Annotated in this window: 27 protein-coding genes and 2 tRNA genes; 15 read left to right on the top strand and 14 right to left on the bottom strand. The window is 64.1% G+C overall.

The features are described from left to right. Positions 1–69 precede the first annotated feature (69 nt). Both ACKLLE_RS20940 and ACKLLE_RS20935 read right to left on the bottom strand, forming a co-directional pair. On the bottom strand, positions 70–1,107 hold the full coding sequence (locus ACKLLE_RS20940; protein WP_420058961.1) for an AraC family transcriptional regulator: 1,038 nt from the start codon (positions 1,105–1,107) through the stop codon (positions 70–72). A 62-nt stretch (positions 1,108–1,169) separates the two neighbouring features. After that, positions 1,170–1,724: an NADPH-dependent FMN reductase gene (locus ACKLLE_RS20935; RefSeq protein WP_009394646.1), complete on the bottom strand. Its 555-nt coding sequence runs from the start codon at positions 1,722–1,724 to the stop codon at positions 1,170–1,172. Between the two features lie 150 nt (positions 1,725–1,874). Between ACKLLE_RS20935 and ACKLLE_RS20930 the strand changes: the two genes are divergently transcribed. The 3 genes from ACKLLE_RS20930 (at position 1,875) to ACKLLE_RS20920 (ending at position 5,448) form a co-directional block, all read left to right on the top strand. Continuing rightward, the gene (locus tag ACKLLE_RS20930; RefSeq protein WP_009394644.1) at positions 1,875–2,093 is read left to right on the top strand and encodes a hypothetical protein; all 219 of its coding nucleotides are present in this window, start codon (positions 1,875–1,877) and stop codon (positions 2,091–2,093) included. A 161-nt stretch (positions 2,094–2,254) separates the two neighbouring features. Continuing rightward, positions 2,255–4,351, top strand: coding sequence for an AAA family ATPase (locus ACKLLE_RS20925; RefSeq protein ID WP_420058960.1), 2,097 nt, complete (start codon positions 2,255–2,257; stop codon positions 4,349–4,351). An 86-nt stretch (positions 4,352–4,437) separates the two neighbouring features. After that, positions 4,438–5,448 (top strand): helix-turn-helix transcriptional regulator, encoded by a 1,011-nt coding sequence (locus tag ACKLLE_RS20920; protein ID WP_420058959.1) that lies wholly within the window; start codon positions 4,438–4,440, stop codon positions 5,446–5,448. On the opposite strand, the gene ACKLLE_RS20915 is transcribed toward ACKLLE_RS20920, so the two are convergent. Beyond that, entirely contained in the window at positions 5,433–6,200 is a 768-nt protein-coding gene (locus ACKLLE_RS20915; protein ID WP_064303850.1) for an SIR2 family NAD-dependent protein deacylase, read from the bottom strand. The two genes, ACKLLE_RS20920 and ACKLLE_RS20915, sit on opposite strands and share 16 nt — an antisense overlap. Positions 6,201–6,345: 145 nt before the next feature. Continuing rightward, positions 6,346–6,422: transfer RNA gene (locus ACKLLE_RS20910), tRNA-Val, on the bottom strand. Between the two features lie 310 nt (positions 6,423–6,732). Between ACKLLE_RS20910 and ACKLLE_RS20905 the strand changes: the two genes are divergently transcribed. Together ACKLLE_RS20905 and ACKLLE_RS20900 are read left to right on the top strand one after the other, a co-directional pair. Then, the gene (locus ACKLLE_RS20905) at positions 6,733–7,047 is read left to right on the top strand and encodes a DUF4258 domain-containing protein (RefSeq protein ID WP_420058958.1); all 315 of its coding nucleotides are present in this window, start codon (positions 6,733–6,735) and stop codon (positions 7,045–7,047) included. A gap of 1 nt (position 7,048) precedes the next feature. Next, the gene (locus ACKLLE_RS20900; protein WP_009394630.1) at positions 7,049–7,477 is read left to right on the top strand and encodes a helix-turn-helix domain-containing protein; all 429 of its coding nucleotides are present in this window, start codon (positions 7,049–7,051) and stop codon (positions 7,475–7,477) included. Positions 7,478–7,571: 94 nt separating this feature from the next. On the opposite strand, the gene ACKLLE_RS20895 is transcribed toward ACKLLE_RS20900, so the two are convergent. Continuing rightward, positions 7,572–7,648: transfer RNA gene (locus tag ACKLLE_RS20895), tRNA-Val, on the bottom strand. Between the two features lie 224 nt (positions 7,649–7,872). Here ACKLLE_RS20895 and ACKLLE_RS20890 point away from each other — a divergent pair. Next, positions 7,873–9,156 (top strand): NAD(P)/FAD-dependent oxidoreductase, encoded by a 1,284-nt coding sequence (locus ACKLLE_RS20890; protein WP_009394629.1) that lies wholly within the window; start codon positions 7,873–7,875, stop codon positions 9,154–9,156. A 308-nt stretch (positions 9,157–9,464) separates the two neighbouring features. Here the strand turns inward: ACKLLE_RS20890 and ACKLLE_RS20885 are convergent, their stop codons facing one another. Then, complete coding sequence (locus ACKLLE_RS20885) at positions 9,465–10,124, bottom strand: peptidase C39 family protein (protein WP_064303851.1); 660 nt, start codon at positions 10,122–10,124, stop codon at positions 9,465–9,467. A gap of 189 nt (positions 10,125–10,313) precedes the next feature. Here ACKLLE_RS20885 and ACKLLE_RS20880 point away from each other — a divergent pair, with 189 nt between their 5' ends. Then, positions 10,314–10,499, top strand: a complete 186-nt coding sequence (locus ACKLLE_RS20880; protein ID WP_009394625.1) for a hypothetical protein — start codon at positions 10,314–10,316, stop codon at positions 10,497–10,499. Between the two features lie 76 nt (positions 10,500–10,575). Here the strand turns inward: ACKLLE_RS20880 and ACKLLE_RS20875 are convergent, their stop codons facing one another. Both ACKLLE_RS20875 and ACKLLE_RS20870 read right to left on the bottom strand, forming a co-directional pair. Further along, positions 10,576–11,325, bottom strand: coding sequence for a TerC family protein (locus ACKLLE_RS20875; RefSeq protein WP_420058957.1), 750 nt, complete (start codon positions 11,323–11,325; stop codon positions 10,576–10,578). A 36-nt stretch (positions 11,326–11,361) separates the two neighbouring features. Beyond that, positions 11,362–11,598 (bottom strand): hypothetical protein, encoded by a 237-nt coding sequence (locus ACKLLE_RS20870; protein ID WP_009394620.1) that lies wholly within the window; start codon positions 11,596–11,598, stop codon positions 11,362–11,364. A gap of 133 nt (positions 11,599–11,731) precedes the next feature. Here ACKLLE_RS20870 and nhaR point away from each other — a divergent pair, with 133 nt between their 5' ends. After that, on the top strand, positions 11,732–12,637 hold the full coding sequence (gene nhaR, locus ACKLLE_RS20865; RefSeq protein ID WP_009394618.1) for a transcriptional activator NhaR: 906 nt from the start codon (positions 11,732–11,734) through the stop codon (positions 12,635–12,637). On the opposite strand, the gene ACKLLE_RS20860 is transcribed toward nhaR, so the two are convergent. Continuing rightward, complete coding sequence (locus tag ACKLLE_RS20860; protein WP_420058956.1) at positions 12,618–13,766, bottom strand: MFS transporter; 1,149 nt, start codon at positions 13,764–13,766, stop codon at positions 12,618–12,620. The two genes, nhaR and ACKLLE_RS20860, sit on opposite strands and share 20 nt — an antisense overlap. A gap of 175 nt (positions 13,767–13,941) precedes the next feature. Between ACKLLE_RS20860 and sstT the strand changes: the two genes are divergently transcribed. Together sstT and ACKLLE_RS20850 are read left to right on the top strand one after the other, a co-directional pair. Continuing rightward, positions 13,942–15,150 (top strand): serine/threonine transporter SstT, encoded by a 1,209-nt coding sequence (gene sstT / locus ACKLLE_RS20855; protein WP_420058955.1) that lies wholly within the window; start codon positions 13,942–13,944, stop codon positions 15,148–15,150. A gap of 97 nt (positions 15,151–15,247) precedes the next feature. Then, positions 15,248–15,892, top strand: coding sequence for a YceH family protein (locus tag ACKLLE_RS20850; RefSeq protein ID WP_420058954.1), 645 nt, complete (start codon positions 15,248–15,250; stop codon positions 15,890–15,892). A 195-nt stretch (positions 15,893–16,087) separates the two neighbouring features. On the opposite strand, the gene ACKLLE_RS20845 is transcribed toward ACKLLE_RS20850, so the two are convergent. Then, positions 16,088–16,900: a shikimate 5-dehydrogenase gene (locus tag ACKLLE_RS20845; RefSeq protein WP_420058953.1), complete on the bottom strand. Its 813-nt coding sequence runs from the start codon at positions 16,898–16,900 to the stop codon at positions 16,088–16,090. Between the two features lie 173 nt (positions 16,901–17,073). Here ACKLLE_RS20845 and ACKLLE_RS20840 point away from each other — a divergent pair, with 173 nt between their 5' ends. Then, positions 17,074–17,433, top strand: a complete 360-nt coding sequence (locus tag ACKLLE_RS20840) for a hypothetical protein (RefSeq protein WP_009394608.1) — start codon at positions 17,074–17,076, stop codon at positions 17,431–17,433. 95 nt (positions 17,434–17,528) lie between these two features. Beyond that, the gene (locus ACKLLE_RS20835) at positions 17,529–17,711 is read left to right on the top strand and encodes a hypothetical protein (protein ID WP_064303857.1); all 183 of its coding nucleotides are present in this window, start codon (positions 17,529–17,531) and stop codon (positions 17,709–17,711) included. A 73-nt stretch (positions 17,712–17,784) separates the two neighbouring features. Here the strand turns inward: ACKLLE_RS20835 and ACKLLE_RS20830 are convergent, their stop codons facing one another. The 3 genes from ACKLLE_RS20830 to ACKLLE_RS20820 are packed head-to-tail and all read right to left on the bottom strand — an operon-like array spanning position 17,785 to position 21,166. After that, a complete protein-coding gene (locus tag ACKLLE_RS20830) occupies positions 17,785–18,894 on the bottom strand; it encodes a carboxylate-amine ligase (RefSeq protein ID WP_420058952.1) in 1,110 nt (369 codons plus the stop codon). Positions 18,895–18,897: 3 nt separating this feature from the next. Continuing rightward, complete coding sequence (locus ACKLLE_RS20825) at positions 18,898–19,851, bottom strand: methyltransferase (protein WP_420058951.1); 954 nt, start codon at positions 19,849–19,851, stop codon at positions 18,898–18,900. Continuing rightward, positions 19,835–21,166, bottom strand: coding sequence for an iron-containing redox enzyme family protein (locus tag ACKLLE_RS20820; RefSeq protein ID WP_420058950.1), 1,332 nt, complete (start codon positions 21,164–21,166; stop codon positions 19,835–19,837). The genes ACKLLE_RS20825 and ACKLLE_RS20820 overlap by 17 nt, the downstream gene beginning before the upstream one ends. Before the next feature lie 268 nt (positions 21,167–21,434). Here ACKLLE_RS20820 and pbpG point away from each other — a divergent pair, with 268 nt between their 5' ends. After that, on the top strand, positions 21,435–22,361 hold the full coding sequence (gene pbpG / locus ACKLLE_RS20815) for a D-alanyl-D-alanine endopeptidase (RefSeq protein ID WP_037058468.1): 927 nt from the start codon (positions 21,435–21,437) through the stop codon (positions 22,359–22,361). A 117-nt stretch (positions 22,362–22,478) separates the two neighbouring features. Here pbpG and ACKLLE_RS20810 read toward each other — a convergent pair whose 3' ends face one another. Next, complete coding sequence (locus tag ACKLLE_RS20810) at positions 22,479–22,928, bottom strand: hypothetical protein (protein ID WP_009394601.1); 450 nt, start codon at positions 22,926–22,928, stop codon at positions 22,479–22,481. Between the two features lie 139 nt (positions 22,929–23,067). Here ACKLLE_RS20810 and pvdM point away from each other — a divergent pair, with 139 nt between their 5' ends. Next, the gene (gene pvdM / locus ACKLLE_RS20805) at positions 23,068–24,420 is read left to right on the top strand and encodes a pyoverdine-tailoring dipeptidase-like protein PvdM (RefSeq protein ID WP_064304842.1); all 1,353 of its coding nucleotides are present in this window, start codon (positions 23,068–23,070) and stop codon (positions 24,418–24,420) included. 17 nt (positions 24,421–24,437) lie between these two features. After that, positions 24,438–25,724 carry a pyoverdine-tailoring periplasmic protein PvdN gene (pvdN, locus tag ACKLLE_RS20800; protein WP_420058949.1) on the top strand — a complete coding sequence of 429 codons (1,287 nt, stop codon included), beginning with the start codon at positions 24,438–24,440 and terminating at the stop codon, positions 25,722–25,724. Positions 25,725–25,730 lie beyond the last annotated feature (6 nt).

The raw sequence follows: 25,730 nt of genomic DNA, 5'->3' as shown, positions 1-25,730 counted from the left end.
GAACGCATGAACCGGCTTTCACCGAACAGGCCCTGGACACCGGCTGATCGCTGAAGGAAGTACACCCCGTCAGGCGCTGGCCAACACCAGCGTCCGATAATGCCCTGGACTGCTTCCCGACCACTTGCGGAACGCCTTGTGGAACGAGCTCACATCGGCAAAGCCCAGGCGTTCGGCAATCTCGGCAAAGCCCAGGTCCGCTTGCGCCAGCCAGCCGATTGCCAGCTCCTTGCGCACACTGTCCTTGAGTGCCTGGTAGGTCTGCCCTTCGTCGGCCAGCCGGCGGCGCAAGGTCGAGGCGGAGATGCACAGGTGCCGGGCCAGGGTTTCGGTTTCCGGCCACTGCGCAGCCGGGCGCTGGCGCAGGTCGTCCTTGATGCGCCGCGCCAGGCTGTCCGGATCGCGGTACTTGACCAGGATGTTGCCGGGCGCCTGGGCCAGGAACCGCTGCAATTCCTCGGCACTGCGCTTGACCGGCAGGTCGAGGCAATCGGCGGCGAAGATCATCCGCGTGCGCGGTCGCGAAAACTGCAGGTTCTGCGAGAACATCACCCGGTAGTCATCGCAGAAATCCGGTTCGGCGCAGCGCAGCTCGATGGCCAGGATCGGGATGCGCCGCCCGGCCAGCCAGCAGGCCACGCCGTGCACGATCATCCAGAAGGTGAAATAGGTGAAGGGCCGGCGCGCCTCCTGCTGTGGCTCGCCGATCACGATCTCGGCCAGGCTCTGCTGGCGCACCAGCACCGGATGCAGGTGTTCGAATGTCAGGGTCAGGAATTCCAGGGCCGAGGCCAGCGCAGCGCCCACCGTGGGCTGGGCCATGGACGAGCGACAGATGAAGGCCAGGCTGCCGCTGCGCAGTCCGCGCGGGTCCATGCAGAAGAACTCGTCGTTGCAGCGTCGCGCCAGCAAGCGCCAGAGCCGGGCATAGGCGCTGGCCGGGACGCGGGCATCGGGCAGATCGAGCCGGGCCGGGTCGATACCGACCCGGCCCAGTACCTCGGCGGTTGCAGCCCCCGGCGGGCAGCTTTGCAGCAGTGCTTCGCGCACCAATTGCATGGAGATGGTGTCTTTCGCCGTGTTCAACAGGGGTTCGCCTTGGGTCATGCCGGTGCCGGCATCTTACGCCAGATTCAAGCCTGCAGTGCCAACCTGGCGGCCCCGAACACTCAGCCCTGGTGCCTGGCGACCCACTTGGCATAACTGTCGATGAACCCCTGCAGGAACGGCCGGGATTTCTCCGACAGTTTCCCCTGCTCGTCGAACAGGCTCCCCGCACCGCCCACATAGGCCTCCGGTTGCTGCATGCATGGCACATCGAGGAATACCAGGGACTGGCGCAGATGATGGTTGGCACCGAATCCGCCCACCGCCCCCGGCGACACGCTGATCACCGCTCCCGGCTTGCCGCTGAACACGCTCTGCCCGTAAGGCCGCGACCCCACGTCGATGGCATTCTTCAAGGCCCCCGGCACCGAGCGGTTGTACTCCGGGGTGACGAACAGCAGCCCCTGGGTGTCCTTGATCTGCTCGCGGAAAGCCTTGTACGCCGCCGGCGGATCAACGTCGATATCTTCGTTGTACAACGGCAGCTCGCCGATCTCGACGATCTTCAGCTTCAGGCTCGACGGCGCAAGCTCACCCAGGGCCTGGGCCACTTTGCGATTCAAGGACGCCTTGCGCAGGCTGCCGACCAGCACCGCAACCGTATAAACCTGACTCATGAGCACCACCATCTGCGTGAATTAGGGAATAGACAGTTATAGATGATGGACGAGTGGCGGGAGGTTTTTTTCCTGGTCCTACAAAACTTCCTACGGACCGGTACGGTCTATGAACCACGCAGATCATTTTTTTCAGAGGTCATAACCGAAATGACAGCAGTACTGGTCGGGCAATTTCATGCCAGGGACGCCGAAGGACGCATCTATCCCGTGCATGAGTTTCAGGAAGCCACCCTGCAGGCCGATGGAAGTGCCGCCTCGTTACCGATTACCACCTATCGCCTGGCTATCGGCGATCGGGTCAACCACCTGGGCGAAGATCGCTTCGAGCTGGTGCAGAGTGGTGTCGAGTTGATCCGCGTCCCCTGATTTCCCTTTGCGAGCGGCTCGATCGTGGGCCGTTCCTCTTTTCCTTCCGAAGAGCAATCTGCGCCGGTCTTGCCCCGCCTCATCCCTCCATCCCCCCTGACGACACATTGTGACCATCCCCTGGCCCATCCTGCGCGCCCACAGCCTCAGGAGAAGTCGACATGGCGACCTGTTTCAACCCCCTCGGCCGCACCAGCCTGCGCGTCGCCGATACCTGCCCGTTGTCCCTGAGATGGAGCTACCAGCTGCTGCTGGAACTGGGCGGACACCGCAACTTCATCACCCGCCACGGTTTCAACGACTATGAGCTGGCCCATGAACTGGGCCTGCAGAAATGGGCCGAGGACGACACCTTCGATACGGCACGGGTACTGGCCGCCCTGCGCAGGAGCGCGCGCACCTTCCACGCGCAGCACCCGCAACCAGCCTACCCGGACCGACTGGGCAACAACCTGGCGGCGTTGGCCGGGCTGCTGGGGCTGAACGAGGCCGAGTTGCGCATCCTCGGTTTCTGCGTATTGATGTTCTGCGACCCCACCCTGAGCGATGCTACCGACCAACTGGGCCTGCTGGGCATCAATCGGACCATGAAAGTGCTGTCGGTCCTGCTCGGGCTTGATCTGCCGACCGTGGAAGCCTGCCTGGCACGGGGCAGCACCCTGATGCGCAGCGGCCTGCTCGAGCTGGGCACCGTCAACCGTGCAGCAATGGCCCTGAGTTCGATGCTGTCGATCAGCAATACCGAGCTGCCCGGCCTGCTGCGTTTCAGCCAGGGCCAGCCCCTGGAGCTGTTCGCCTACGCCTTCCGCCCCAGCCCGCCGGGGAACCTGAACGCCGAGCACTACAGCCATCTGAAGCACTCGCTGGGCATTGCCGAACGCTATCTGGAAAAGTCCCTGGCCCAGCGGCGCCAAGGGGTCAACATTCTGCTCTACGGTCCTCCCGGCACCGGCAAGACCCAATTGAGCCGGCTGATCGCAAGGAACCTCGGCTGCGTGCTGTACGAGGTGGCCTGCACCGACAAGCACGGAGACCCGGTCCAGGCCCGTCAGCGCCTGTGCTCGCTGCGGGCGGCCGACAGCGTGCTGCGTTCGCAGAGGGCGCTGCTGGTACTCGACGAGATCGAGGACATTTTCCACCACGCCAGCCCCGAAGCCGGCAGCCGCTCGCAGAAAGGCTGGATCAACCGCATGCTGGAAGAAAACGCCCTGCCCTGCTTCTGGCTGAGCAACAGCATCGAAGCGATGGACGCCGCGCATATCCGTCGTTTCGACCTGGTCATCGAAGTGCCCAACCCGCCTTTGGCGCAACGTCGCAAGCTGTTGCGCGAATGCAGCGGCGGCAAGCTGGGCGACGAACTGGTCGAGCACCTGTGCAGCCACGAGCAGATGACTCCGGCCGTGCTGGAGCGGGCGATACGGGTGGGACGCAGCCTCGCCCAACGCGCCGGAAAGCCGCTGGACAACGCCGTTCGCAGCATCGTCGACAGCACCCTCAAGGCCCAGGGTTTCGAGCGGCTGCAGCCCGACGAGCAAGGCTTGCCGCCCTTCTATTCGCCACAGTTGATCAACACCGACCTGGCACTCGACGGCCTGGTCAGCGGCCTGCAGGCCCACTCCCAGGCCCGTCTGTGCTTCTACGGGCCACCAGGCACCGGCAAGACCGCACTCGGCCACTGGCTGGCCCGCGAGCTGGGCAAGCCGCTGATGGTTAAGCGCGTATCCGACCTGGTCTCGCCCTACGTCGGCAGCACCGAGAAGAACCTGGCCGATGCCTTTGAACGGGCCCGCCAGGAAGACGCGGTGTTGCTGCTGGACGAGGTCGACAGTTTTCTCAGGGATCGACGCAAGGCCCGGCAGAGTTGGGAAATCACCGCTGTGAACGAAATGCTCACGCAAATGGAAAGCTACAGCGGACTGTTCATCGCCTCGACCAACCTGATGTCCGACCTCGACGAAGCCTCGCTGCGCCGCTTCGATCTCAAGGTACATTTCGGCTATCTGAACCCGATGCAGATCCGCAACCTGTTCGCTGCACACCTTAAAGCCCTTGGCCTGAAGGATACCGGTGGCCGCGCCGTGCAGGGCCTGCTCGACGAAACCTGCCTGACGCCGGGAGATTTCGCCCTGGTCGCCCGCCGTGCGCGCTTCAGACCCTTTGCCAGCGCCGCCGGGCTGGCCAGTGCACTGCGTGCCGAATGCCAACTGAAACCCGCGGCCCGGCAACGCCCGATCGGGTTCGCCGCCTGGACCAACTAATGCTTGCGAGGGGCTGCGGATCGGCAGAAACTCGCCCGCTTGATTGCTAGCCAAAGGCCAGCCCCGACCCCACAAGGATGATCCAGGTGCCTTCCGCCAAGACCCACAGCGCCCTCAATCGACAATGGGAACTGCTGCAGCAACTGCCCAAACGCCCGCCCGGCATCACCGTCAGCGAACTGCTGGCGCGCCTCACCGCCGCAGGGTACAGCATCAGTCGGCGCAGTATCGAACGGGACCTGCGCGACCTCTCGATAGTCTTTCCCTTGCAATGTAACGATGGCGGCACGCCCTTCGGCTGGTACTGGAAGCCGGGCGTTAATGTGGAGTTGCAAGGCATCACCCTGACCGAAGCGGTCAGCCTCGCCCTGGTCGAGGATGCGGTTCGCCCACTTTTGCCGGGGAGCATGCTGAGCGTGCTGGAACCACGCTTCGAACACGCCCGGGCCAAGCTCAAGGGCCTGGGCGACGGTAATCCGGCCGCACGCTGGCCGGACAAGGTGGCCAGCGTGCGGCCGGATTTCAATCTGCAGGCACCCCAGGTCCAGGCACGGATCCTCGAGCCGCTGCAGCAGGCATTGATCAGCGAACGGCAGGTGCAGTGCCAGTATTATTCAGCGCATAACGACAAGCTCAGCGAACTGACCCTCAATCCACTGGCAATCGTGCAGCGCGGCCTGATCACCTACCTGATCGCCACCGCCGAGCCCTATACCGATGTTCGCCAGTTCGCCGTGCACCGGTTCCGCAACGCCGTCTTGCTCGATTCATCCTGCCGGGGCCTGGATTCCTTCGAACTGCAGGCCTACCTCGACAGCGATGCCCTGCAGTTCGGCAAGCCAGAGAAAATCCGCTTGCAGGCCTGGGTCAGCGAGCACCAGGCCCGGCTGATCCGCGAAACGCCACTGAGCAGCGACATGCAGTTGGAGGAAGTCGAGGACGGTTTCCACCTGAGCGCCACGGTGACCAATACCTGGCAACTGCACTGGTGGATCCTGTCGTTGGGCGATGCCTTGGTGGTGCACGAGCCACCCGCCCTGCGCCAGCAGATTGCCGGGACCCTGCAACGAGCAGCGGCGGCCTACGGGCCGGCCTGATCATCAGCCATTTGCGAAAGCAGGCGCGGCAGGATCTCTGCCGCGTCACCTATCAGGCTGAAGGTCGTTGCCCCGTCCGCCGGCTCCGCGTCGAGATTGACCTGCACCACCCTGGCACCATTCTGTCGGGCCACCTGGGGAATCTGCGCAGCAGGCATCACCAGGCCGGAAGTACCGACCACCAGTAGCAGGTCGCACGCCCTCGCGGCGGCCAGCGCCTCACGCCAAGGCCGCTCGGGCAACGCCTCGCCGAACCAGACCACACCGGGGCGGATCCTGCCATTGCAACGCAGGCAACGAGGCGGCTCGATGCGCTCGCCCTCCTCGACCCGTGCCGGCTCGGCATCGCTGCCGGCATAGGCCCGGGCACAGGCAAAACAACGCGGCGCATGCAGACTGCCGTGCAGATGGATTACCTCCTGGGACCCGGCTCGCTCGTGCAGATCATCGACATTCTGGGTCACCAGGGTCAGGCGCGGCACCCGGCGAGCCAGTTCGGCGATGGCAAGATGCGCCGGATTGGGCCTGGCGGCCAACACCTGGGCCCGCCGCCATTGATACCAGCCCCAGACCAGCGCCGGATCCTGGCGAAAGGCGTCGGCGGTAGCCAGACTGGCCGGGTCGTAGCGGCTCCATAAACCGCCCAGGGCATCGCGAAAGGTCGGAATGCCACTGCTCGCCGAAACGCCGGCACCGGTGAAAACCAGTACATGGCGTGCGTCGCGCAGTACTCGCAGGTCGAACCCCGTCATCGTTCACTCCTTGCTTAACGCTTCGTCAGGCAGATTATCGAAATGGCCGACGACGATTCGTGTCGTGTCCGAAACGCGAAAAGCAAAAAGGGCGACCCTTTCGGGTCGCCCTTTTCGCTGTACCGCCAACAGGAGCGGTTATGTTTGGTAGGCACAATTGGACTCGAACCAACGACCCCCACCATGTCAAGGTGGTGCTCTAACCAACTGAGCTATGTGCCTGCTGTGGGGCGGCATTCTACGCACTTGGCTGAGGCTGTCAACTGCAAGATTGAAGAAAATCTGCAAAAGAATCAGCGACTTCAAAAAGCGCGTGGCGGCAGACAAGGAAAACTCAACACAGGCCGCCCGGCCCCTGGTTACTTTTTGATCCAGCACAGCGCTTGCCCAGGGAAATCGTTTCGCCTGAGTCTCGTCGGCGGTCGATGCTCATCCCTTCTGCGAAGAACATTGGCCATCAATCAGCTACCAATTGACGAACCCAGGTTGCGCATTACCATAGAGCAACCTATAAAAATTATAGGTAACTGAAATGAGCCGTCAGCCTTTATGGACGAAGCAACAGCTCGAGGAATTCGTTCACGCATTGGCCAGGGATTCGGCCAGGGTCGTGTTCACGGGGCATTGCCTGCAGCGAATGGAGCAGCGCGGGGTGTCGACGGTCGAGGTACTGTCCTGCCTGCGTCGTGGATCCATCGTCTGCGGACCGTTCTACAACGCAGGACACCAGAGCTTCGAGTTCCGCATGAGCGAACCGGCGCCACGGGATATCGTCTGCGTCATAGCGGCTGTAAAGCCGGTCGCAATCCCTGGCGAGCTTTTCGCCATTACCGTATGGGAGATTTGAGATGTACGAATATACCGGCTGCGGCCTGAACGGGATCTTCCTGAAGAATGGCTACAAGATGGTGGAAACCTCGTATGGGGGTGGTGTGGTCATCGAAGACATCGATGGCCTGCACCGGGCCATTGCAGTAGACATTCTCGGCCAGACCACGCCGATGTCCGGGCATCAGTTTCGCTTCCTGAGGAAGGAGCAGGGCCTGGTCCAGAGCGAACTGGCAGCCCTGCTGCGCGTCGATGTGCAGACGGTCGCCAACTGGGAGAAGAAGGGCCTGGAGGCTGTGCCCGGGCCGGCGGATGTAGCGATGCGCGCCTGTTACTGCGCCTCTGTTCAGGTCCGCTTCGGGCCGGTGGTCGTCGAGCCAGACGCGAAGGCTGACGAATCCGCAGTCTTCGAGTGGAGCGATCACGCGTGGGTTGAGCGGGCCGCGTGAAGCCGGGACGGCTCGGGCAGACACAGCGAAAGCAGAAAGGGCGACCCTCTCGGATCGCCCTTTCTGCTTGACCGCCAACAGGAGCGGTGATGTTTGGTAGGCACAATTGGACTCGAACCAACGACCCCCACCATGTCAAGGTGGTGCTCTAACCAACTGAGCTATGTGCCTGCTGTGAGGCGGCATTCTACGCTTTCGACAAGGTGTGTCAACGTTTTTTTCGCCTAAACCACTGAATAATAGAAATTTTTTACTTACGCTTGACGCTTGGGGCCGGCTTTAGGGGATTTCGTCAGCCCGGCTGGCGGGTGTTTATTATTGTTGATAGGATTGGCGCATCCGTAAAAAATACAAAACACACAACTACAAAGTCATCGTTTAGAGGTTCACCGCGCATGGCCACCATCGCCTACCCACAATCCTATTACGCCGCCTCGGCCAATCCGGTACCCCAGCGCCCCGCCCTGCAGGAAGAAGTGCAGACCGATGTCTGCGTGATCGGTGCCGGCTACACCGGCCTGTCCAGCGCCCTGTTCCTGCTGGAGAACGGGTTCAGCGTCACCGTACTGGAAGCCGCCAAGGTCGGCTTCGGTGCGTCTGGCCGCAATGGCGGGCAGATCGTCAACAGCTACAGCCGCGACATCGATGTCATCGAACGCACCGTCGGCCCGCGCCAGGCGCAACTGCTGGGGCAGATGGCCTTCGAAGGCGGGCGCATCATTCGCGAGCGCGTCGCCAAGTACAACATCCAGTGCGACCTGAAGGACGGTGGCGTATTCGCCGCCCTGACCAGCAAGCAGATGGGCCATCTGGAATCGCAGAAGCGCCTGTGGGAACGCTTCGGCCATACCCAGCTGGAACTGATGGACCAGAAGCGCATCCGCGAAGTGGTGGCCTGCGATAACTATGTCGGCGGCATGCTGGACATGAGCGGCGGTCATATCCACCCGCTGAACCTGGCGCTGGGCGAAGCCGCCGCCGTGGAATCCCTGGGCGGCAAGATCTACGAACAATCCCCAGCCGTGCGCATCGAGCGCGGCGCCAACCCGGTGGTGCATACGCCCAACGGCCGCGTGCGGGCCAAGTTCATCATCGTCGCCGGCAACGCCTACCTCGGTGGCCTGGTTCCGGAGCTGGCGGCCAAGTCCATGCCCTGCGGCACCCAGGTGATCACCACCGAACCGCTGAGCGACGAACTGGCGCGTACCCTGCTGCCGCAGGACTACTGCGTCGAGGACTGCAACTACCTGCTCGACTACTACCGCCTGACCAGCGACAAGCGCCTGATCTTCGGCGGCGGCGTGGTCTACGGCGCGCGTGACCCGGCGAACATCGAAGCGATCATCCGGCCGAAGATGCTCAAGGCCTTCCCGCAGTTGAAGGACGTGAAGATCGACTTCGCCTGGACCGGCAACTTCCTCCTGACCCTGTCGCGCCTGCCGCAGGTTGGCCGGATTGGCGACAACATCTACTACTCGCAAGGCTGCAGCGGCCACGGCGTGACCTACACCCACCTGGCCGGCAAGGTACTGGCCGAGGCGCTGCGTGGCCAGGCCGAGCGTTTCGATGCCTTTGCCGAGCTGCCGCACTACCCGTTCCCGGGTGGCCAGATGTTCCGCGTGCCGTTCAGTGCGATCGGCGCCTGGTACTACAGCCTGCGGGATCGCCTGGGGGTTTAATTGCTGCTGGCAGCAGGTTTATCCCTGCTGTCAGTCCCGGCCCTATCGCTGGCAAGCCAGCTCCCAACACTGTGGGAGTCCGCCCAGCCTTTCAGGCTGCGCTGTCGCGCAGAGAACAGTTCCAAAGCACGACGCGTACCCTGTGGGAGCGGGTTTACCCGCGATTGCGGTAGTGAATTCACAATAGCAATCGCGGCGGTTCGGCGCTCCGATGAACCCGCTCCCACACGGTCCCTGCAAATCAAAGAGTTATGCTTCGTTCTAGGAGCTGGCTTGCCAGCGATGCGCCCTCAAGAGCAACACAAGGCTCAGCGCCCGATCGCCTCGACCGCCTGCCGCGCCGCCTGCTCCTGCCCCGCCTGGGCCAGGTCATTGGCCGCCTTCAACCAGCGCTGCCGATCCACCGCGGCCGGCAACTGCCTTGGCTGCTGCACCAGCACCGCCCAACTGCCCTCTTTCTTCCACGCCGACTCGAACGCATCGAAGTCCATCAGCAGCCTTCGGCTATTGCCCGCACGCAGCAATACCCGTTGCTTATACCGATCGAAGCCCACCAGCAGCCCGTAGCGCGGCTCGCTCCAGAAGGCCGAGCCCTCCTGGAAACGCACCAGCACCGGATAGCCCGCGGCGACCTGGCTCAGCAGCGCGGCCAGGCTGTGATCCAGTGGATAGACCAGCATGCCGTACTGACGCGCCGTGGTCTCAACCCCGGCCTGGAGCTTTTCGGCTTGTTTCGGCAGGCCCAGCAGCCCCGGCGTCACCCGCACGCCCTGCTGCGACAGCAACGCAGCCAGCGCCATCGGGGCACTCTGGTCGGCGTTGCCACGGAAGAACGGTACGGAGCTGAGCTCGACCCGCTGGGGCAATTGCTTGAGCTCGGAAGACGGCTGGCTGGCACACCCGGCCAGGCCGGCGGCCAGGAGAAAGGCCAGCATCAGGCGGCGCGGGGCAATGGAAAGGATCGGCATGGGTCCTCGCTCGACAGGGTCAAAGGGCCGATCATAGGCCGACGGACGGCATCGGTATAGCCCGCGCCGGGCTTGGAACAAAGCGGTCTAGCACTTGGACCTTCGGTCAATAGCCTGAAATAACTGACCGTCTAGACTTATCAGGTGTCTGAGTTACAGGTCCCGCCTGTACTGAAGAAGGAGGCACCCATGAGCCTGACCATGGCTATCTTCATGTTGATCGCAGCCTGGCTGAGCGTAGCCGCTGCCATGTTGTGGGGTGTACTGCGAATCGCCCGCCGCCACCATTTGCACCACCAGGATCCGCATGCAGCGACCAGGCCAGCCGCACCAGCCCATCGCCGGGCTGGCCGGCGTCACGCCAACGCGCACTGATCCGCCAGCCGCCTGCCCATAAAAAAGGGGCTCCCGAAGGAGCCCCCAAACTACAGCACGCAACAGATCCGGTTGATCAACCCTTGCTGGCCTCACGGCGCTGGCGAGCCCTGCGCGACATGATGTTGAGTACCTCGATCGCGGTGGAGAACGCCATCGCTGCATACACGTAGCCTTTCGGCACATGGGCACCGAAACCTTCGGCGATCAGGGTCATGCCGATCATGATCAGGAAGCCCAGTGCCAGCATCACCACGGTCGGGTTGTCGTTGATGAACTTGGCCAGCGGGTCGGCGGCTACCAGCATCACGATCACGGCACTGATTACCGCAATGATCATGATCGGCAGGTGTTCGGTCATGCCCACGGCAGTGATGATGCTGTCGATGGAGAAGACGATGTCCAGCAACAGGATCTGACCGATGGCCGCTGCAAAGCCCAGGGTAATGGTAGACGAGGCTGCCGATTCTTCCTTGGCCCGTGGATCCACGCTCTCATGGATTTCCTTGGTGGCTTTCCACAGCAGGAACAGGCCGCCGGCGATCAGGATCATGTCCTTCCACGAGAAGCTCTTGCCGAGGATGTCGATCACCGGCTCGGTGAGCTGCACGATCCAGGCTACGGTGCTCAGCAGCGCCAGGCGCATCACCAGGGCCATGGAGATGCCGATGCGGCGGGCCTTGGAGCGGTACTCCACGGGCAGCTTGTTGGTCAGGATGGAAATGAAGATGAGGTTGTCGATACCAAGGACGATCTCCATCGCCACCAGGGTGGTCAGGGCGACCCAGGCGGTCGGGCTTGCAGCGAGTTCCAGCAGGTATTCCATGAATCAGGTCCTGAGAGGGGGTTATTGAAAAATAGGTCAGATTTTCTGGCCGTCGGCGTCCTTGCTGTCTTCCTTGTCGGTTTTTTCCGAACCGGTGGCTTCGCTCAGCGCCTGCTGGGCCGCTTCGTTGGTCTTGTCGATGGCCTGCTTGGCCGATTCGGCCGCCTGGTTGAGCATCTGCTGGGCGGATTTTTCAGCCTGTTCGCAGCCACCCAGGGCGAACAGGGCCATGACCAGCACCAGCGGTGTACCAATGGATTTGAGATAGAGCATGTCGTCCTCACTGCAATGGCATCGGCGCGCGAAACATGGCGCCGCAATGGGAGGCATTCTAGAGAGCGGAAAACTTCAGAAAAATTCGTATTTTCAGCGGTTATACTTCGGTTTTTTCGAATCGGGATTTGCCGTGCTCAATTACCGCCAGCTCCATTACTTCTGGGTCGTGGCCCGCACCGGCAGTATCGTGCGCGCCTGCGAACAGCTGAACCTGACGCCACAGACCATCAGCGGGCAGATCAGCCTGCTCGAGCAGACCTATGGCATCGAGCTGTTCCAGCGGGTCGGGCGCCAGTTGGAGCTGACGGAGACCGGGCGCCAGGCGTTGTCCTACGCCGAGCAGATGTTCCAGATCGGCGGCGAGCTGGAAGCCATGTTGCGCGCGCAACCCAACGAGCAGCAGGTGCTGTTCCGCGTCGGGGTGGCCGACGTGGTGCCCAAGTCCATTGTCTACCGGTTGATCGCCCCGACCATGGAACTGGCCGAACCGCTGCGCATCAGTTGCCGCGAAGACAAGCTGGAGCGCCTGCTCGCCGACCTGGCGATCCAGCGCCTGGACCTGGTGATTTCCGACAGCCCGATGCCCGGCCACCTGGACATCAAGGGCTATAGCCAGAAACTGGGCGAGTGCGGCATCAGCTTTCTCGCCACCCCGGAACTGGCCGGGCGCCAGCCGCTGCCCTTCCCCGCCTGCCTGCAGCACGCGCCGTTGCTGATTCCCGGCCAGGAGACCATGGTGCGCAACCGCCTGCTGCGCTGGTTCGCCGAGCAGCAATTGCAGCCGCGGATCGTCGGTGAATTCGATGACAGCGCGCTGATGCAGGCCTTCGGCAAGTCCGGCAGCGGCATATTCATCGCGCCCAGCGTGATTGCCGAGGAGGTGTGTCGGCAGTACGGCGTCGAACTGATCGGCCAGACCGACGCGGTGACCGAGTCGTTCTATGCCATCTCGGTGGAGCGCAAGGTCAAGCATCCGGGCATCGTCGCCATCACCGAGGGTGCGCGCCGCGAGCTGTTCAACTGGCCACTGGCTTGAAGCGGCTCAGCCACAGGGCCAGGGCCACCGACAGGCCGATCAGCAGCGCGGCGACCTGACCGACACTGCCCAGGCCCAGATGATCGATCACCTGGCCGCCGATCACTGCGCCCAGGCCAATGCCAAGGTTGCCCCCGGCGATATTCAGCGAGGCGCCGAAAGCCGGTGCCGAGGGTGAGGCCTTGATCACCCGGACATGACTGACCAGGAACAGCGCCGCCTGGGTCGCGCCCCACAAGGCCAGGGCCAGGATCAGGCCGACCGGCGAGCTGATCGCCGGTACCACCACCAGCAAGGCGATCACCAGCAGCGCGCTGAAGCCTGCCGACGCCAGCAACGGATGACGATCAACCGCCCGGCCCCCCAGGCTGTTGCCAATCAGGCCTACCGCACCGAAGCCCATCAGGTACCAGCCAACCAGCTTGCCGTCGAAGCCGGCCAGGCGCTCCAGCAGGTCTGCCAAGTAGGTGTAGGCGGTGAACATGCCGCTGAACACCAGCACCGACAACAGCACATGCCCTTGCAGCAGGCGCCCGCGCAGCACGCCAAACTGGCTGCGCAGCGAGGTGGCCTCGCTCTTGCGCGGGGTATGCGGCAGAAAGCGCCACAGTAACAAGGCCTTGGCCAATGCCAGCAGGGCCAGCACGCCGAAAGCGGCGCGCCAGCCCCAGGCATCGCCCAGCAGCGTGCCAAGGGGAATGCCGAAGACCATGGCGCAGACCACGCCGAAGCTGATCTTGCTGATCGCCCGACCGGCATAGGCCGGGCCGACGATATCCACCGCCGTTTCGCTGGCCAGCGACCAGAACACCGGCAGCCCCAGGGCCGGAACCAGCCGCGCCAGCGCCATCACCCAGTAGTTAGGCGCCAGCGCTGCCAGCAGGTTGGACGCAGCGAACAGCAGCAACACCCCGACGAACAGGCGCTTGCGCTGGAAACGCGCGCACCAGGCGGTCAGGAAGGGGCCGCACGCGGCCACGGTGAAGGCGAACAGGGTCACCAGCAATCCGGCACGGGGCACGCTGACGCCCAGGTCGCGCGCGATCCCCGGCAACAGGCCGACAATAAGGAATTCGGTGGTCAATACGGTGAAACCGGCCGCGGCCAGCAACAGAATGGGCAAGAACATCCAGGCTCCAACGGTGAGCGCGTCGGCTCGAAACGGCCGCGCATGGTAACAGCGACAGCGCCGGCAGACCTACCGCCGGACGGCACCTTGGGTTGGGGCAGGCACTCTATGCTAGAGTTCCGCCCTTTTTCCGGCCGGCCTTGCCGGCGTCTGCCAAGACCGAGAAACAACCCTTATGCTGCCCGTCCTCACTCTGCTCAATCGCACCAGCCTGGTGCTGCAAATCGTCATCGGCCTGGTCGCCGGGATCGCCCTGGCGTTGATCGCGCCAGGGGTCGCGGCCAACCTGGCCTTCGTCGGCAAGGTTTTCGTCAGCGCCCTGAAGGCGGTGGCGCCGATCCTGGTGTTCGTGCTGGTCATGGCCTCGATCGCCAACCACAAGCAGGGCCAGCAAACCCACATCCGGCCGATTCTCGCCCTGTACCTGTGGGGCACCTTCGGCGCGGCGGTGGTCGCGGTGGTGGCGAGCATGCTGTTCCCCTCGACCCTGGTGCTGAACACCGGCGAAGCGCAGATGAGTGCACCCGGCGGCATTGCAGAAGTGCTTCAGGGCCTGCTGCTCAGTGCCGTGGACAACCCGGTCAACGCCCTGGTCAACGGCAACTTTATCGGCATCCTGGTGTGGGCCATCGGCCTGGGCATCGCCGTGCGTCACTCGGGCAACACCACCCGCAGCGTGCTGGATGACCTGTCCAACGGCGTGACCATGATCGTGCGCGTGGTGATCCGCTTCGCCCCGCTGGGGATCTTCGGCCTGGTGGCCTCGACCCTGGCGCAGTCGGGCCTCGACGCACTGCTCGGCTACTTGCACCTGCTGACCGTGCTGATCGGCTGCATGCTGTTCGTGGCCCTGGTGATGAACCCGCTGATCGTGTGGTGGAAGATCCGCCGCAATCCGTTCCCGCTGACCCTGCTGTGCCTGCGCGAAAGCGGCATCACCGCCTTCTTTACCCGCAGTTCGGCGGCGAACATCCCGGTCAACCTGGCCCTCAGCGAGAAGCTCGGCCTGCATGAAGACACCTACTCGGTGTCCATTCCCCTCGGCGCCACCATCAACATGGCCGGTGCGGCGATCACCATCACGGTGCTGACCCTGGCGGCCGTGCATACCCTGGGCATCAACGTCGACCTGCCGACCGCCGTGCTGCTCAGCGTGGTCGCGGCAGTCTGCGCCTGCGGGGCCTCGGGCGTGGCCGGCGGTTCGCTGCTGCTGATCCCGCTGGCCTGCAGCCTGTTCGGCATTCCCAGCGAAGTCGCCATGCAGGTGGTCGCCGTGGGCTTCATCATCGGCGTGCTCCAGGATTCGGCGGAGACCGCGCTGAACTCCTCCACCGACGTGCTGTTCACCGCCGCGGCCTGCGAAGCCGAAGCCCGGCGCGCCTGATCCCGTTCACGACCGATGGCCTCAAGCCATCGGTCGCTTGTGTTTTACCCGCCTGCGCCCCTAGGCTATGACCCTTTTCACGCAAAGAGACAGGGCCATGTCCGACGAGCACGATTCTTCCGCCACTGCCCGATTCACCCCCGCCGAAGTGCGCATCCTTGGCTCGCTGATCGAGAAACAGGCGAGCAGCCCGGAAACCTATCCCCTGACCCTTAATGCGCTGATGCTGGCCTGCAACCAGAAAACCAGCCGCGAACCGGTGATGAACCTGACCCAGGGCCAGATCGGCCAGAGCCTGCGCAACCTCGAAGGCCAGGGCCTGGTGCGCCTGCAGATGGGCAGCCGCGCCGACCGCTGGGAACAGCGGGTGGACAAGGCCCTGGAGCTGGTGCCGGCACAGTTGATCCTGATGGGGCTGATGTTCCTGCGTGGGCCACAGACCCTGAACGAACTGCTGACCCGTAGCCAGCGCATGCATGAGTTCGCCGACACCGATGAAGTGCAGCACCAGCTGGAGCGCCTGGTTGCCCGGGACCTGGCCCTGCACGTGCCGAAGCAGGCGGGGCAGCGGGAAGATCGCTACACCCATGCGCTGGGGGACCCGGCCGAGATCGAAGCGATCCTGGCGGCGCGCCAGCAAGGGCCGGAGCGGGTCGCCAGCGGGGTTTCGGCGGAACGCATCGAAGCCCTGGAAGCGCGGATTGCGGCACTGGAAGAACGCCTGGCACGGCTAGAGCAATGAATTGATCCGACCGGCCTCATCGCCGGCAACGCCGGCTCCCACAAGGTTCAGTGTCAATCTCATTACCTGTAGAAGCTGGCCAGCGATGGGGTGCTCTTTTTGACCTCATCGCTGACAGCTCCCACGGGGATCTGAGCTGCGCCGCGGACACTGTGGGAGCTGGCTTGCCAGCGATAAGGCCCGAAAGAGCACCCTCTAAATCCGGGCGAACGCCACCGCCAGTTCCACCTGTTCCCGCGTCGGCCGCACGCCGGTATACAGCACGAACTGCTCCAGCGCCTGCAAGGCAATCACCTCCAGCCCGGTGATCACCCGCTTGCCGCGCGCCTCGGCGGCCAGGATCAAGGGCGTGCGCGCCGGCATCGCCACGACATCGAAGACCACCCGGGCGGCATCGATCAGCGCTTCGGAAAACGCCAGTTCCTGCGCCTCCACACCACCGGCCATGCCGATCGGCGTCACGTTCACCAGCAACGCCGGACGCAGATCCCCGACCTCCGCCCGCCACTCATAACCACAATTCCCCGCCAGGCGTCGCCCTGCCTCTTCATTGCGAGCGACGATGGTGCCATTGCTGAACCCGGCATCCCGGAACGCACAGGCCACCGCCTTGGCCATCCCGCCGCTGCCGCGCAACGCCAGCGACCACTGGCGATCGAGCCCATGCGCCTCGATCAAGTGCCGCACCGCGATGTAGTCGGTGTTGTAGGCCTTCAGATGCCCGTCGCTGTTGACGATGGTATTGAGCGAGTCGATCGCCGCCACCGACGGATCCAGCTCGTCCACCAAGGCGATGCTGGCCTCCTTGTAAGGCATCGAAACCCCGCAGCCACGGATCCCCAGGGCACGGATCCCGGCGATCGCCCCCGGCAGGTCGCGCGTGGTCATTGCCTTGTAGTAGTAATCCAGTCCCAGTTGCTCGTACAGGTGGTTGTGGAAGCGTACGCCGAAGGTGCCGGGGCGGCCGGCCAGGGACATGCACAGGACGGTGTCTTTGCTGGGGGTCATGACGAACTCCGGAAAACCACGAAAGCCGACAGTATGCCCAAGCCTGCGCCCTACCGCTGATCGCCCCTTACAAAACCTTTACCAAGCGCACCGGCGAAAGCTTGCGAAATAGCGGTCATAGTAATGACCCGACCCGCTGTATCGGGCGGAGTTATGCCCTGCGAGGAATCATCATGAAGCGTCATATACCCGGTATTGCCTTGCTGATCGGTGCCCTGGCCCTGTCTGGACAAGCCTCCGCCCATGGCGGCGGCTGGGGTGCAGGTCCGGTCATCGGTGCTGCCGTAGTGGGTGCCGTGGTCGGTGCTGCCGTGTCCGGCGGCCCGGAACGTACCGTGGTCGTCGAACGGGCCCCGGCGTATTACCCGCCGCCACCGCCTGCGCCGGTCTATTACCAGCCGCCACCCCCGCCGCCACCGGTGGTGTACTACCAGCCCTACCCGGTCGTGGAGCGCTATGTGCCGGCGCCACCACCGCACTACCACCGCTACTATGGCCCGCCGCCGGTCTATTACGGCCCGCCGCGCTGGTAGTGGATTTCATCAATGAACACTATTGAGAACACTGATTTCACCACAGCCCGCGTGACACGTAAGGTTGGCGGCATGACCCAGAGGGAGTACTCGCCATGGCCACCATCAGCATCATGTCCGTCGTCGGCAGCGCCGTCCCCTCTCCACTGAGGGATGTCGGATTGCTGGTCTGCTGGTACCTGGTCCGTGACGGCGAGAAGATCGGCGGCCCGATCCTCTCGCTGCCCGACGCCGAAGCAAGGGCCCGTGATATAGCAGCCAGGTCCTTCGAGGCATAGCTCAACGAAACCGTCTTTCCCTTGTGCGTTGCTCCGCACACCTCCCCTTGCCCCGCCTTCATGGCGGGGCTTTTTATTGCCCTGCGGTTTCGTCCAGCAACCCTTCCACCACCAGGCGCAGCGCCTGCGCCTCGCTGGCCCCGCTTTGCCGGGCCAGGGCGAAGGCAGTGAGCTGATGATCGGCACTGCTGCCGAACAACAGGATGGAACCGGCCCGGCTGAAAGCGTCCCGCGCTTCAGCGCAGCCAGGCTGGAGGATATCCATGGTCTCGGTCAGCCACTGCTGCGCGGTCAGCGAGCTGCCGTCCTCGCCAATGAATTGCCCGCGCCGTCCGAGGCGCATGGCTCGCCAATAGTTTTCCTGCTCGCGCCAAAGGGCCTGCTGGTCAGGCGCCCTGCCTGGTACCGGTTGCCTGATGGCCCATTCGACCATCTGCCGGAACAACCCGGCGATGCACAAACCGTCTTCCAGGCGCGGACAGGCATCGCTGATGCGCAATTCCAGGGTCGGGAAACGTGACGACGGCCGCAGCGCCCACCAGCAGTCGCCATCCGTACGCAACGAACCCGTACTGCGCAACCACGCCAGGTAATCCTGGTAATGCGCCCAGTCGTCCAGCGGTTCCGGCAGGCCCATGCGCGGCCATTCCCCGCACAGCACCCGCCGATAGCTGCAATAACCGCTGTCCTGCCCCTCCCAGAAGGGTGACGACGCGCTGAGCAGCAGCAACAGCGGCAGCCAGCGCCGCACCCGGTTGCTCACGGCAATCCGGTCGACCCCGGCGGGTACGCCGACATGCACATGCAGCCCACATACCACGCTGCGCCGGGCCACCTGGCGATAATCCTCGAACAACTGGCGGTAGTGCGCCTCTGCCGTCGGTCGCTGCTGGCTCCAGCCACCCAAGGGATGACTGCCGGCGCTGAGCAGCCCGACGCCGTCCGCCGATAGCTGCAGCGCCAGCCGCTCCCGGCGTGAAGCCAGGAAATCCCGCGCCTGGGCCATGCTGTCGAAGACCGGAGATACCAGCTCGACCTGGCTGCGGAACATCTCGGGCGCGAAATGCTCCCCGAAGACCTCGCGACAGGCTGCCAGCACCTGCGGCGGTGGGTCGTAGAGCAGGCGTCCGCTGTCCAGGTCTACCAGCAGGTATTCCTCCTCGATGCCGAAGGTGCAGCCCATGACTCAGCTCCGTCGCGTCACGGTCAGCGCCACGGCGGCGATGCGCTCCACCCGTTCATAACCCGGCTCGAGCAATTGTTCGCCGAACAGGTCCGGGTCCAGTTCCTCGTAGAACCAGGCCCACTGCGGCTGGTCGAGCACGTCGCGCAGGGCCTCGAGGAACGGGTCCTGCCCGTCGATCATGGCCACGCCGGTGTACAGCAGCAGGCTGCCGCCCGGGGCCAGGCGCTCCAGCGACTCACGGACCATGCGCAGCGACAGCCCTTCACCAAGCCGGCCGCCGCCGTGCCGGTAGGTGCGCTGCCGGGCATCGAGCATGTACGGCGGATTGGCGACGATCAGGTCGAACCGGCCCGTGATGCCTTCGAGCACATCGCTGTACTCCACCGTGACATTGGCCAGTTCGGCCAGCGCCACGTTCACCGCCGAATAGCGCAGCGCCAGGGGATTGATATCCAGCGCGCTGACCTGGGCATGGGGCCGCGCCCGGGCGATCAGCAGCGCGCCGATCCCGGTGCCGCAGCCGATCTCGACGGCATGCTCGATCGGCGCCGTTGCATGTTGCAAGTGCGCCTCGATCACCCGTGCGAAGCGATAACTGTCCGGCCCGAAGAACACCGCATCCGCCGTGTCGGTGGGGAAGCCCGAATGCACCAGCAACAGGTCATGCACGCTGGACCAGCGCACCTGGCTACGCAGCAGCCCGTCGTGTGGCCGGACGATGCCGGCCTGGCGCATGTGCTGCAATTCGTCCGGCGACAACAACGACTCATCGAACCCCAGGTTCCAGCCGAATACATCGCGCAAGGTCAGCGCCGGTCGCGACGCGTTCTGCTGCTGGTAGCGCTGCTGGGTCAGCGGGGTAACGCAGGTGAAGCGGTAGCCATCGGCATGCAGGCGTCGCCCCAGGTGCAACAGGGCCTCGTCGCTCAGGCGTTGCTCATCGGTCAATTGCATGGCAATGCCCTCCCTTGAGGCCGGTCAGTTGAATGTAGCGACGGGTGGCGGCCAGGCCCAGCGGCGTGGCATGGCGGTCACCGGCCATCTGCTCGATCAGTTCGGCAATCGACAGCTCCCGCTCCGGCCGAGGCAGCTCGACCTCCGGGAACAGCACCGGCACCGAACGGGTCTTCGGCGCCTGCCAGTCACCGGCGATCCAGTCATGCAGCAACTGCTTTTCATAAGGGCTGAACACCCCGAACATCGCTGCCTGCGGGCCTTCCACCAATTGCCAGAAACGGCTCTCGGCGGGATCGCGATCACGCAGGATCCAGCGCTGGCGCTGCAACGCATCGAGAAAGGCCGGAAAGCTGCCGGGCGCGGAGAGCCATTCGTTGACCGTGCGCCCGTCGAACCGGCAGCGGTCCGAATGCAGGTGCTGGGCGAAAACCCGTTTGCGCTCAAGGGCGGCCAACAGCTCGCTTTCCAGGTCGAAGCCCGCAGCCACGTCCATCGAGCCTGCGCCCAGGTCGTTCAGGCGATAGCCCCGGGCCAGGCGCCTATAGAATTCATCGCCGCCCTGCTCCGGCCAGAACTGCCGCACCGCATCCAGGGCCTTGTTGGCGTGGCCGGTGCTGGCATTGTCGATGGTCACGTGCAGGCGGAAATAATGCGGGTCGATGCCCAGTTCGTCCAGTTCATGACTGCTGATCAGCAGGTGCAACGGCAGTTGCTCGTAGCCCAGGTTGTAGCCAAGCACCTCCGGGAAGAATGCTTCGCTGTTGCAGCCCAGGGCCAGTTGCAGCGCGCCTTGCAGATAACGCTCATCGGCCAGCGGCACCGGCTCGTGGCAGCCTTGCTCGGTGAGCAGGCGGCGCCAGATCACTACGTGGTTGCAGGCCGGGTCGCCGTCGCCCAGTTCCTCAAGGTAGATGCGAATGAGCCCGTGGTAACGCGGGTCGTCCCAATGGGCCAGCACCCCATGCAACCAGGCACCATCGACGGCCTTGGTCGGGGTGACCTGCTGAAGGAAATACAAGGCGTGGGCCCGGTTGCTGAACATGCGGCGCGGTGCTCCAGCGCGGCGCTGCTCAAGGTAATCGGCATAGCGCTGGGCGACCTGCGCATTGCGCTGCTCGATCCAGGCGCCCAGCTGCCCAGCAGACGCCGGCAGGTCGTCGCCCAGGGCATCGGCACGACGCAGTTGGGCCGCCAGCCATTCCTCACTGCCCGTCACGCCACCGCGCAACAGCTCAAAATACAGGTTTTCAACACCACCCCCGTGCACCGCGGGGCTGGCCTTCACGTCGTCCAGCTCGGGCATGCGTCCCATGATTGAATCCCCTGCGCAAACTCTGTTGGCTATCTATGCAAGGGAGGATCCCGGGCGCTGACTAGTTCAGATTCTTTGCGCCAGGGCAGGATGAGTTGCACGGAGCTTTTAGCTGCCAGTTGGTACCAGCTGATTAAAGTTTATTCATATTCGGACTAAGCACCGGGCGGCAATCGACAGGCTCCAAGCCATACTCCACAATGTCACGCTTAGAAAAATAAAAAACCTTGCCTTGCCAACGACATACCTTCTTTTAGTGAGCACCTACGTGAAAACCTCTCTCTCGATCTTCAGTCTGCTGCTAATGCTCACTGGTACCGTCGGCGTCACCGCCAACGCCGTCGCCCAACCCGCTTCCGCCCTCGAACAGCGCGATCCGTCCAAGCTGCACCTGGCTTCCGGCAGCGCCATGCTGGTCGACCTGCAGACCAACAAGGTGCTGTATTCCAGCCATCCCGACATGGTGCGCCCGATCGCTTCGGTGACCAAGCTGATGACCGCCATGGTCGTACTCGATGCCAAGCAGCCGATGGACGAGATGCTGACCATGACCATCGCCCAGACCAAGGAAATGAAGGGTGTCTACTCGCGGGTTCGCCTGGGTAGCGAACTGAGCCGCCGCGAGACCCTGCTGATCACCTTGATGTCTTCGGAAAACCGCGCTGCGGCGACCCTGGCCCACCATTACCCGGGCGGCTATGGCGCCTTCATCAAGGCGATGAACGCCAAGGCCAAGGCCCTGGGCATGACCAGTACCCGTTATGTCGAGCCGACCGGCCTGTCGCCGAGCAACGTCTCTACTGCCCGCGACCTGACCAAGCTGCTCATGGCCGCGCGCAACTACCCGCTGCTGAGCGAACTGAGCACCACCCGCGAGAAAACCGTGGCCTTCCGCAAGCCCAACTACACCCTGGGCTTCCGCAATACCGATCATCTGGTGAACAAGCCGAACTGGGATATCAAGCTGACCAAGACCGGTTTTACCAACGATGCCGGCCACTGCCTGGTGCTGCTGACGAAGATGGACAACCGTCCGGTGGCGATGGTGATCCTCGATGCCTTCGGCAAGTACACCCACTTCGCCGATGCCAGCCGCATGCGCCAATGGCTGGAAACCGGCGCGACCAAGCCGGCACCGGCGGTAGCGGTGCGCTACAAGGCAGAGCGCAGCCAGAATCGGCCGCAGGTGGACTGACCTGGAGGGCCTCATCGCCGGCAACGCCGGCTCCCACAAGGTTCTGCGGTGAACGCAATACCTGTGGGAGCCGGCGTTGCCGGCGATGAGGCCAGTAGCAACACCAGCAAACCCCGTTCAGGCAGTGGTATCGACGCTATTCCCCGAAGTACTGCTCCCCGACTCGGTCAGCGCCGCCAGCAGTGCGGCATTGGCCTGCAACAACTGGCCGGTAGTCGCCGCCACCGCCGCCTGGGCTGAGGCGATGCGGGTCTGCTTGATGGTGTCTTCCTGATCGCTGGCCATGGCTTCCTGCAGTTCTTTCTGCTGCTGGGCCAGTTGCTTCTGCAATTCCTTCACCCGTTCGCGCAGCAGCTTGACTTCATTTGACTCGCTGGTGGTCTGCGCCGTCTTTTCCGACGCCGTGGGCGCTGCCGCGCCGCCGCTGCGTACTGCCGACAGATCGCCTCGCACACTGCCCTCCGGCACCGCCGATGGATCGGAAGCGACATTGGTCTTGTTGGTCACGCTGCTGAGGTTGCCGTTGATCGACAGGTTCGATGCCAGGGCTTTGAGGTAATCGGCCATGAAAATTAACGTCCTGAAATAAGAGATCCGAACAGGGCATCGGCCGTTGCACATAAACCTTTAACCCGTTCTCCCTGCGTAAATTTCCTCGCCGCTTCTTCGTTCTTCCCCTGACACCTCAATCGCGACCGAGATGGCAATGACCAAACCCCGCTCCCGCAAAGCCCTGTTCATCGGCCTGCCGCTGGTCCTGGCGCTCGGCCTCGGCGCCGCTGCCGCCGGCTGGCTGTACTGGAAGAACGACGCCGGCTACCCGCGCAAGATCGTCGAGCAGGCCAACGCCCTGCACGAGCACATGATTTCCTTCGACAGCCATATCACCGTGCCCCTGGACTTCGGCAGCGCCGGGCGCGAAGCGGACAAGGACGGACCGGGCCAGTTCGACCTGGTCAAGGCCGGGCGCGGGCGGCTGTCCGGCGCGGCGCTGACCATCTTCGGCTGGCCGGAACTGTGGAACGGCCCCAATGCTCCGCACCGGCCGACCCCGGGCTTCGTCGACGAGGCCCGGCACCAGCAGGAAGTGCGCTACAGGATCATCACCGGCATGGTCCGCGATTTCCCCAACCAGGTCGGCATCGCCTATACCCCCGACGACTTCCGCCGCCTGCACGGCGAAGGCAAGTTCGCCATTTTCATCAGCATGCTCAACGCCTACCCGCTGGGTGATGACCTGGACCAGCTGGACCTGTGGACCGCCCGCGGCATGCGCATGTTCGGCTTCAACTACGTGGGCAACAACGACTGGTCCGACTCGTCGCGGCCACTGCCGTTCTTCAACGACACCGCCGACGCCCTCGGCGGCCTGGCGCCTATCGGCAAGCAGGCGGTGACCCGGCTCAACGACCTCGGGGTCATCATCGACGTGTCGCAGATGTCCACCCTCGCACTGGAACAGGTCGCCCGCCTCAGCCGCGCGCCGCTGGTGGCCTCGCATTCGGCACCGCGGGCGCTGGTGGATATCCCGCGCAACCTCAGCGACAAGGAACTGCAACTGATCAAGGACAGCGGCGGCGTGGTGCAGATCGTCGGCTTCCCGACCTACCTCAAGCCCCTGAGCAAACCGACCCTGGACAAGCTCGAGGCATTGCGCGCGCGCTTCGACCTGCAGCCGCTCGACGGCCTGGCCAACGCGCTGATGCCCGGCGACGCGGTGATTGCCATCTGGCCCGAGGCGCGCTTCGGCGACTACGCCAGCAACCTTTACGGCATCGTCGACAAGGAACCCAAGGCCGGGCTGAAGGCGTTCGGCGACGCCATCGACTATGCGGTGAAGAAGATCGGCATCGACCATGTCGGCATCGCCTCCGACTTCAACGACGGCGGCGGCCTGGACGGCTGGAAGGACGTCAGCGAGATCCGCAACATCACCGCCGAGCTGCTGACCCGCGGCTACAGCGAGGCGGACATCGCCAAGCTATGGGGCGGCAACTTCCTGCGGGTCTGGGAGCAGGTGCAGAAAAGCGCCCGCCCCGTGGCCGCCGTTACCCCTTGAACCGGACCGCCCCCGACATGAACGCTCGCCGCACCTTTCTCAAGCAGGCCGCCATCCTGGGTGCCGGCCTGCCGCTGGCCAGTTCGCTGGCCAAGGCTGCCGAAAAACCTGCCGGCATGCCGCTGTTGCAGGGGCCGGACAAATGGCGGCGCCTGCGCGAGCTGTTTCCCCTGGACCCGGACACCGCACACTTCGCCAACTTCCTGATCACCGCCCATCCGCGCCCGGTGCAGGAGGCCATCGACCATTACCGCCGCGAGATCGACCGCAACCCGGCGGCGCTGATGGACTGGGAGAGCCAGTACGAATGGCAGCGCGAGGGCGAGGTCCGTGACTGGGCCGCGCGCTACCTGGAAGTGCGGCCGCGGCAGATCGCCCTGACCGGCAGCACCACCGAGGGCCTGGGCATGATCTACGGCGGCCTGCAGGTGGGCGCCGACCAGGAAATCCTCACCACCGAGCACGAGCACTATTCCACCCACAGGACCCTGGCCTTTCGCGCCCGCCGCCAGGGCACCCAGGTACGCAAGCTGCGCCTGTTCAAGCACCCGTGGGAGATATCCAAGGACCAGGTGCTGACCACCATCGACCAGGCCATCCGCCCGCAAACCCGCGTGCTCGGCATGACCTGGGTGCATTCCGGCAGCGGCGTGAAGCTGCCGGTGGGCGAAATCGGCGAGATCGTCCGCCGGCACAACCGCGACCGTGACGAACACGACCGGATCATCTACGTGGTGGACGGTGTGCACGGCTTCGGCGTGGACAACCAGCGCTTCGCCGACTTCAACTGCGACTACTTCATCTCCGGCGTGCATAAATGGATGTTCGGCCCGCGCGGCACCGGGCTGATCTGCGCCGCCTCGGAACAGATGGGGCCGTTGGTGCCGACCTTCGCCACCTTCTCCCAGGACGAGGACTTCGCCACCACCATGACCCCGGGCGGCTACCACGCCTTCGAACATCGCTGGGCCATGGGCAAGGCCTTCGAACTGCACCTGCAACTGGGCAAGGCCGAGGTCCAGGCGCGCATCCACCAGCTCAACGACCGCCTCAAGGCGCGTTTGCTGGAACACCGCCAGATCCAGCTGGTAACCCCGCGCAGCAGCGAGTTCTCCGCCGGTTTCACCTTCTTCCGCATCAAGGACCGCGACCCGGATGCCATCGCTGCGTACCTGGCGGACAACAAGGTGATGTCCGACGCGGTGAACCGCGATGTCGGCCCGGTGATCCGCCTGGCCCCGGGCCTGCTCAACGACGAGCAGGAAATCGACCGGGCCATGGCCCTGCTGATCAAGAAACTCTGAAGGAAA

The organism is Pseudomonas bharatica, assembly GCF_048586865.1.
Taxonomy (GTDB): domain Bacteria; phylum Pseudomonadota; class Gammaproteobacteria; order Pseudomonadales; family Pseudomonadaceae; genus Aquipseudomonas; species Aquipseudomonas bharatica.
Note: the sequence above shows the minus strand (reverse complement) of the source record. Positions and strands in the feature narration are given on the sequence as shown.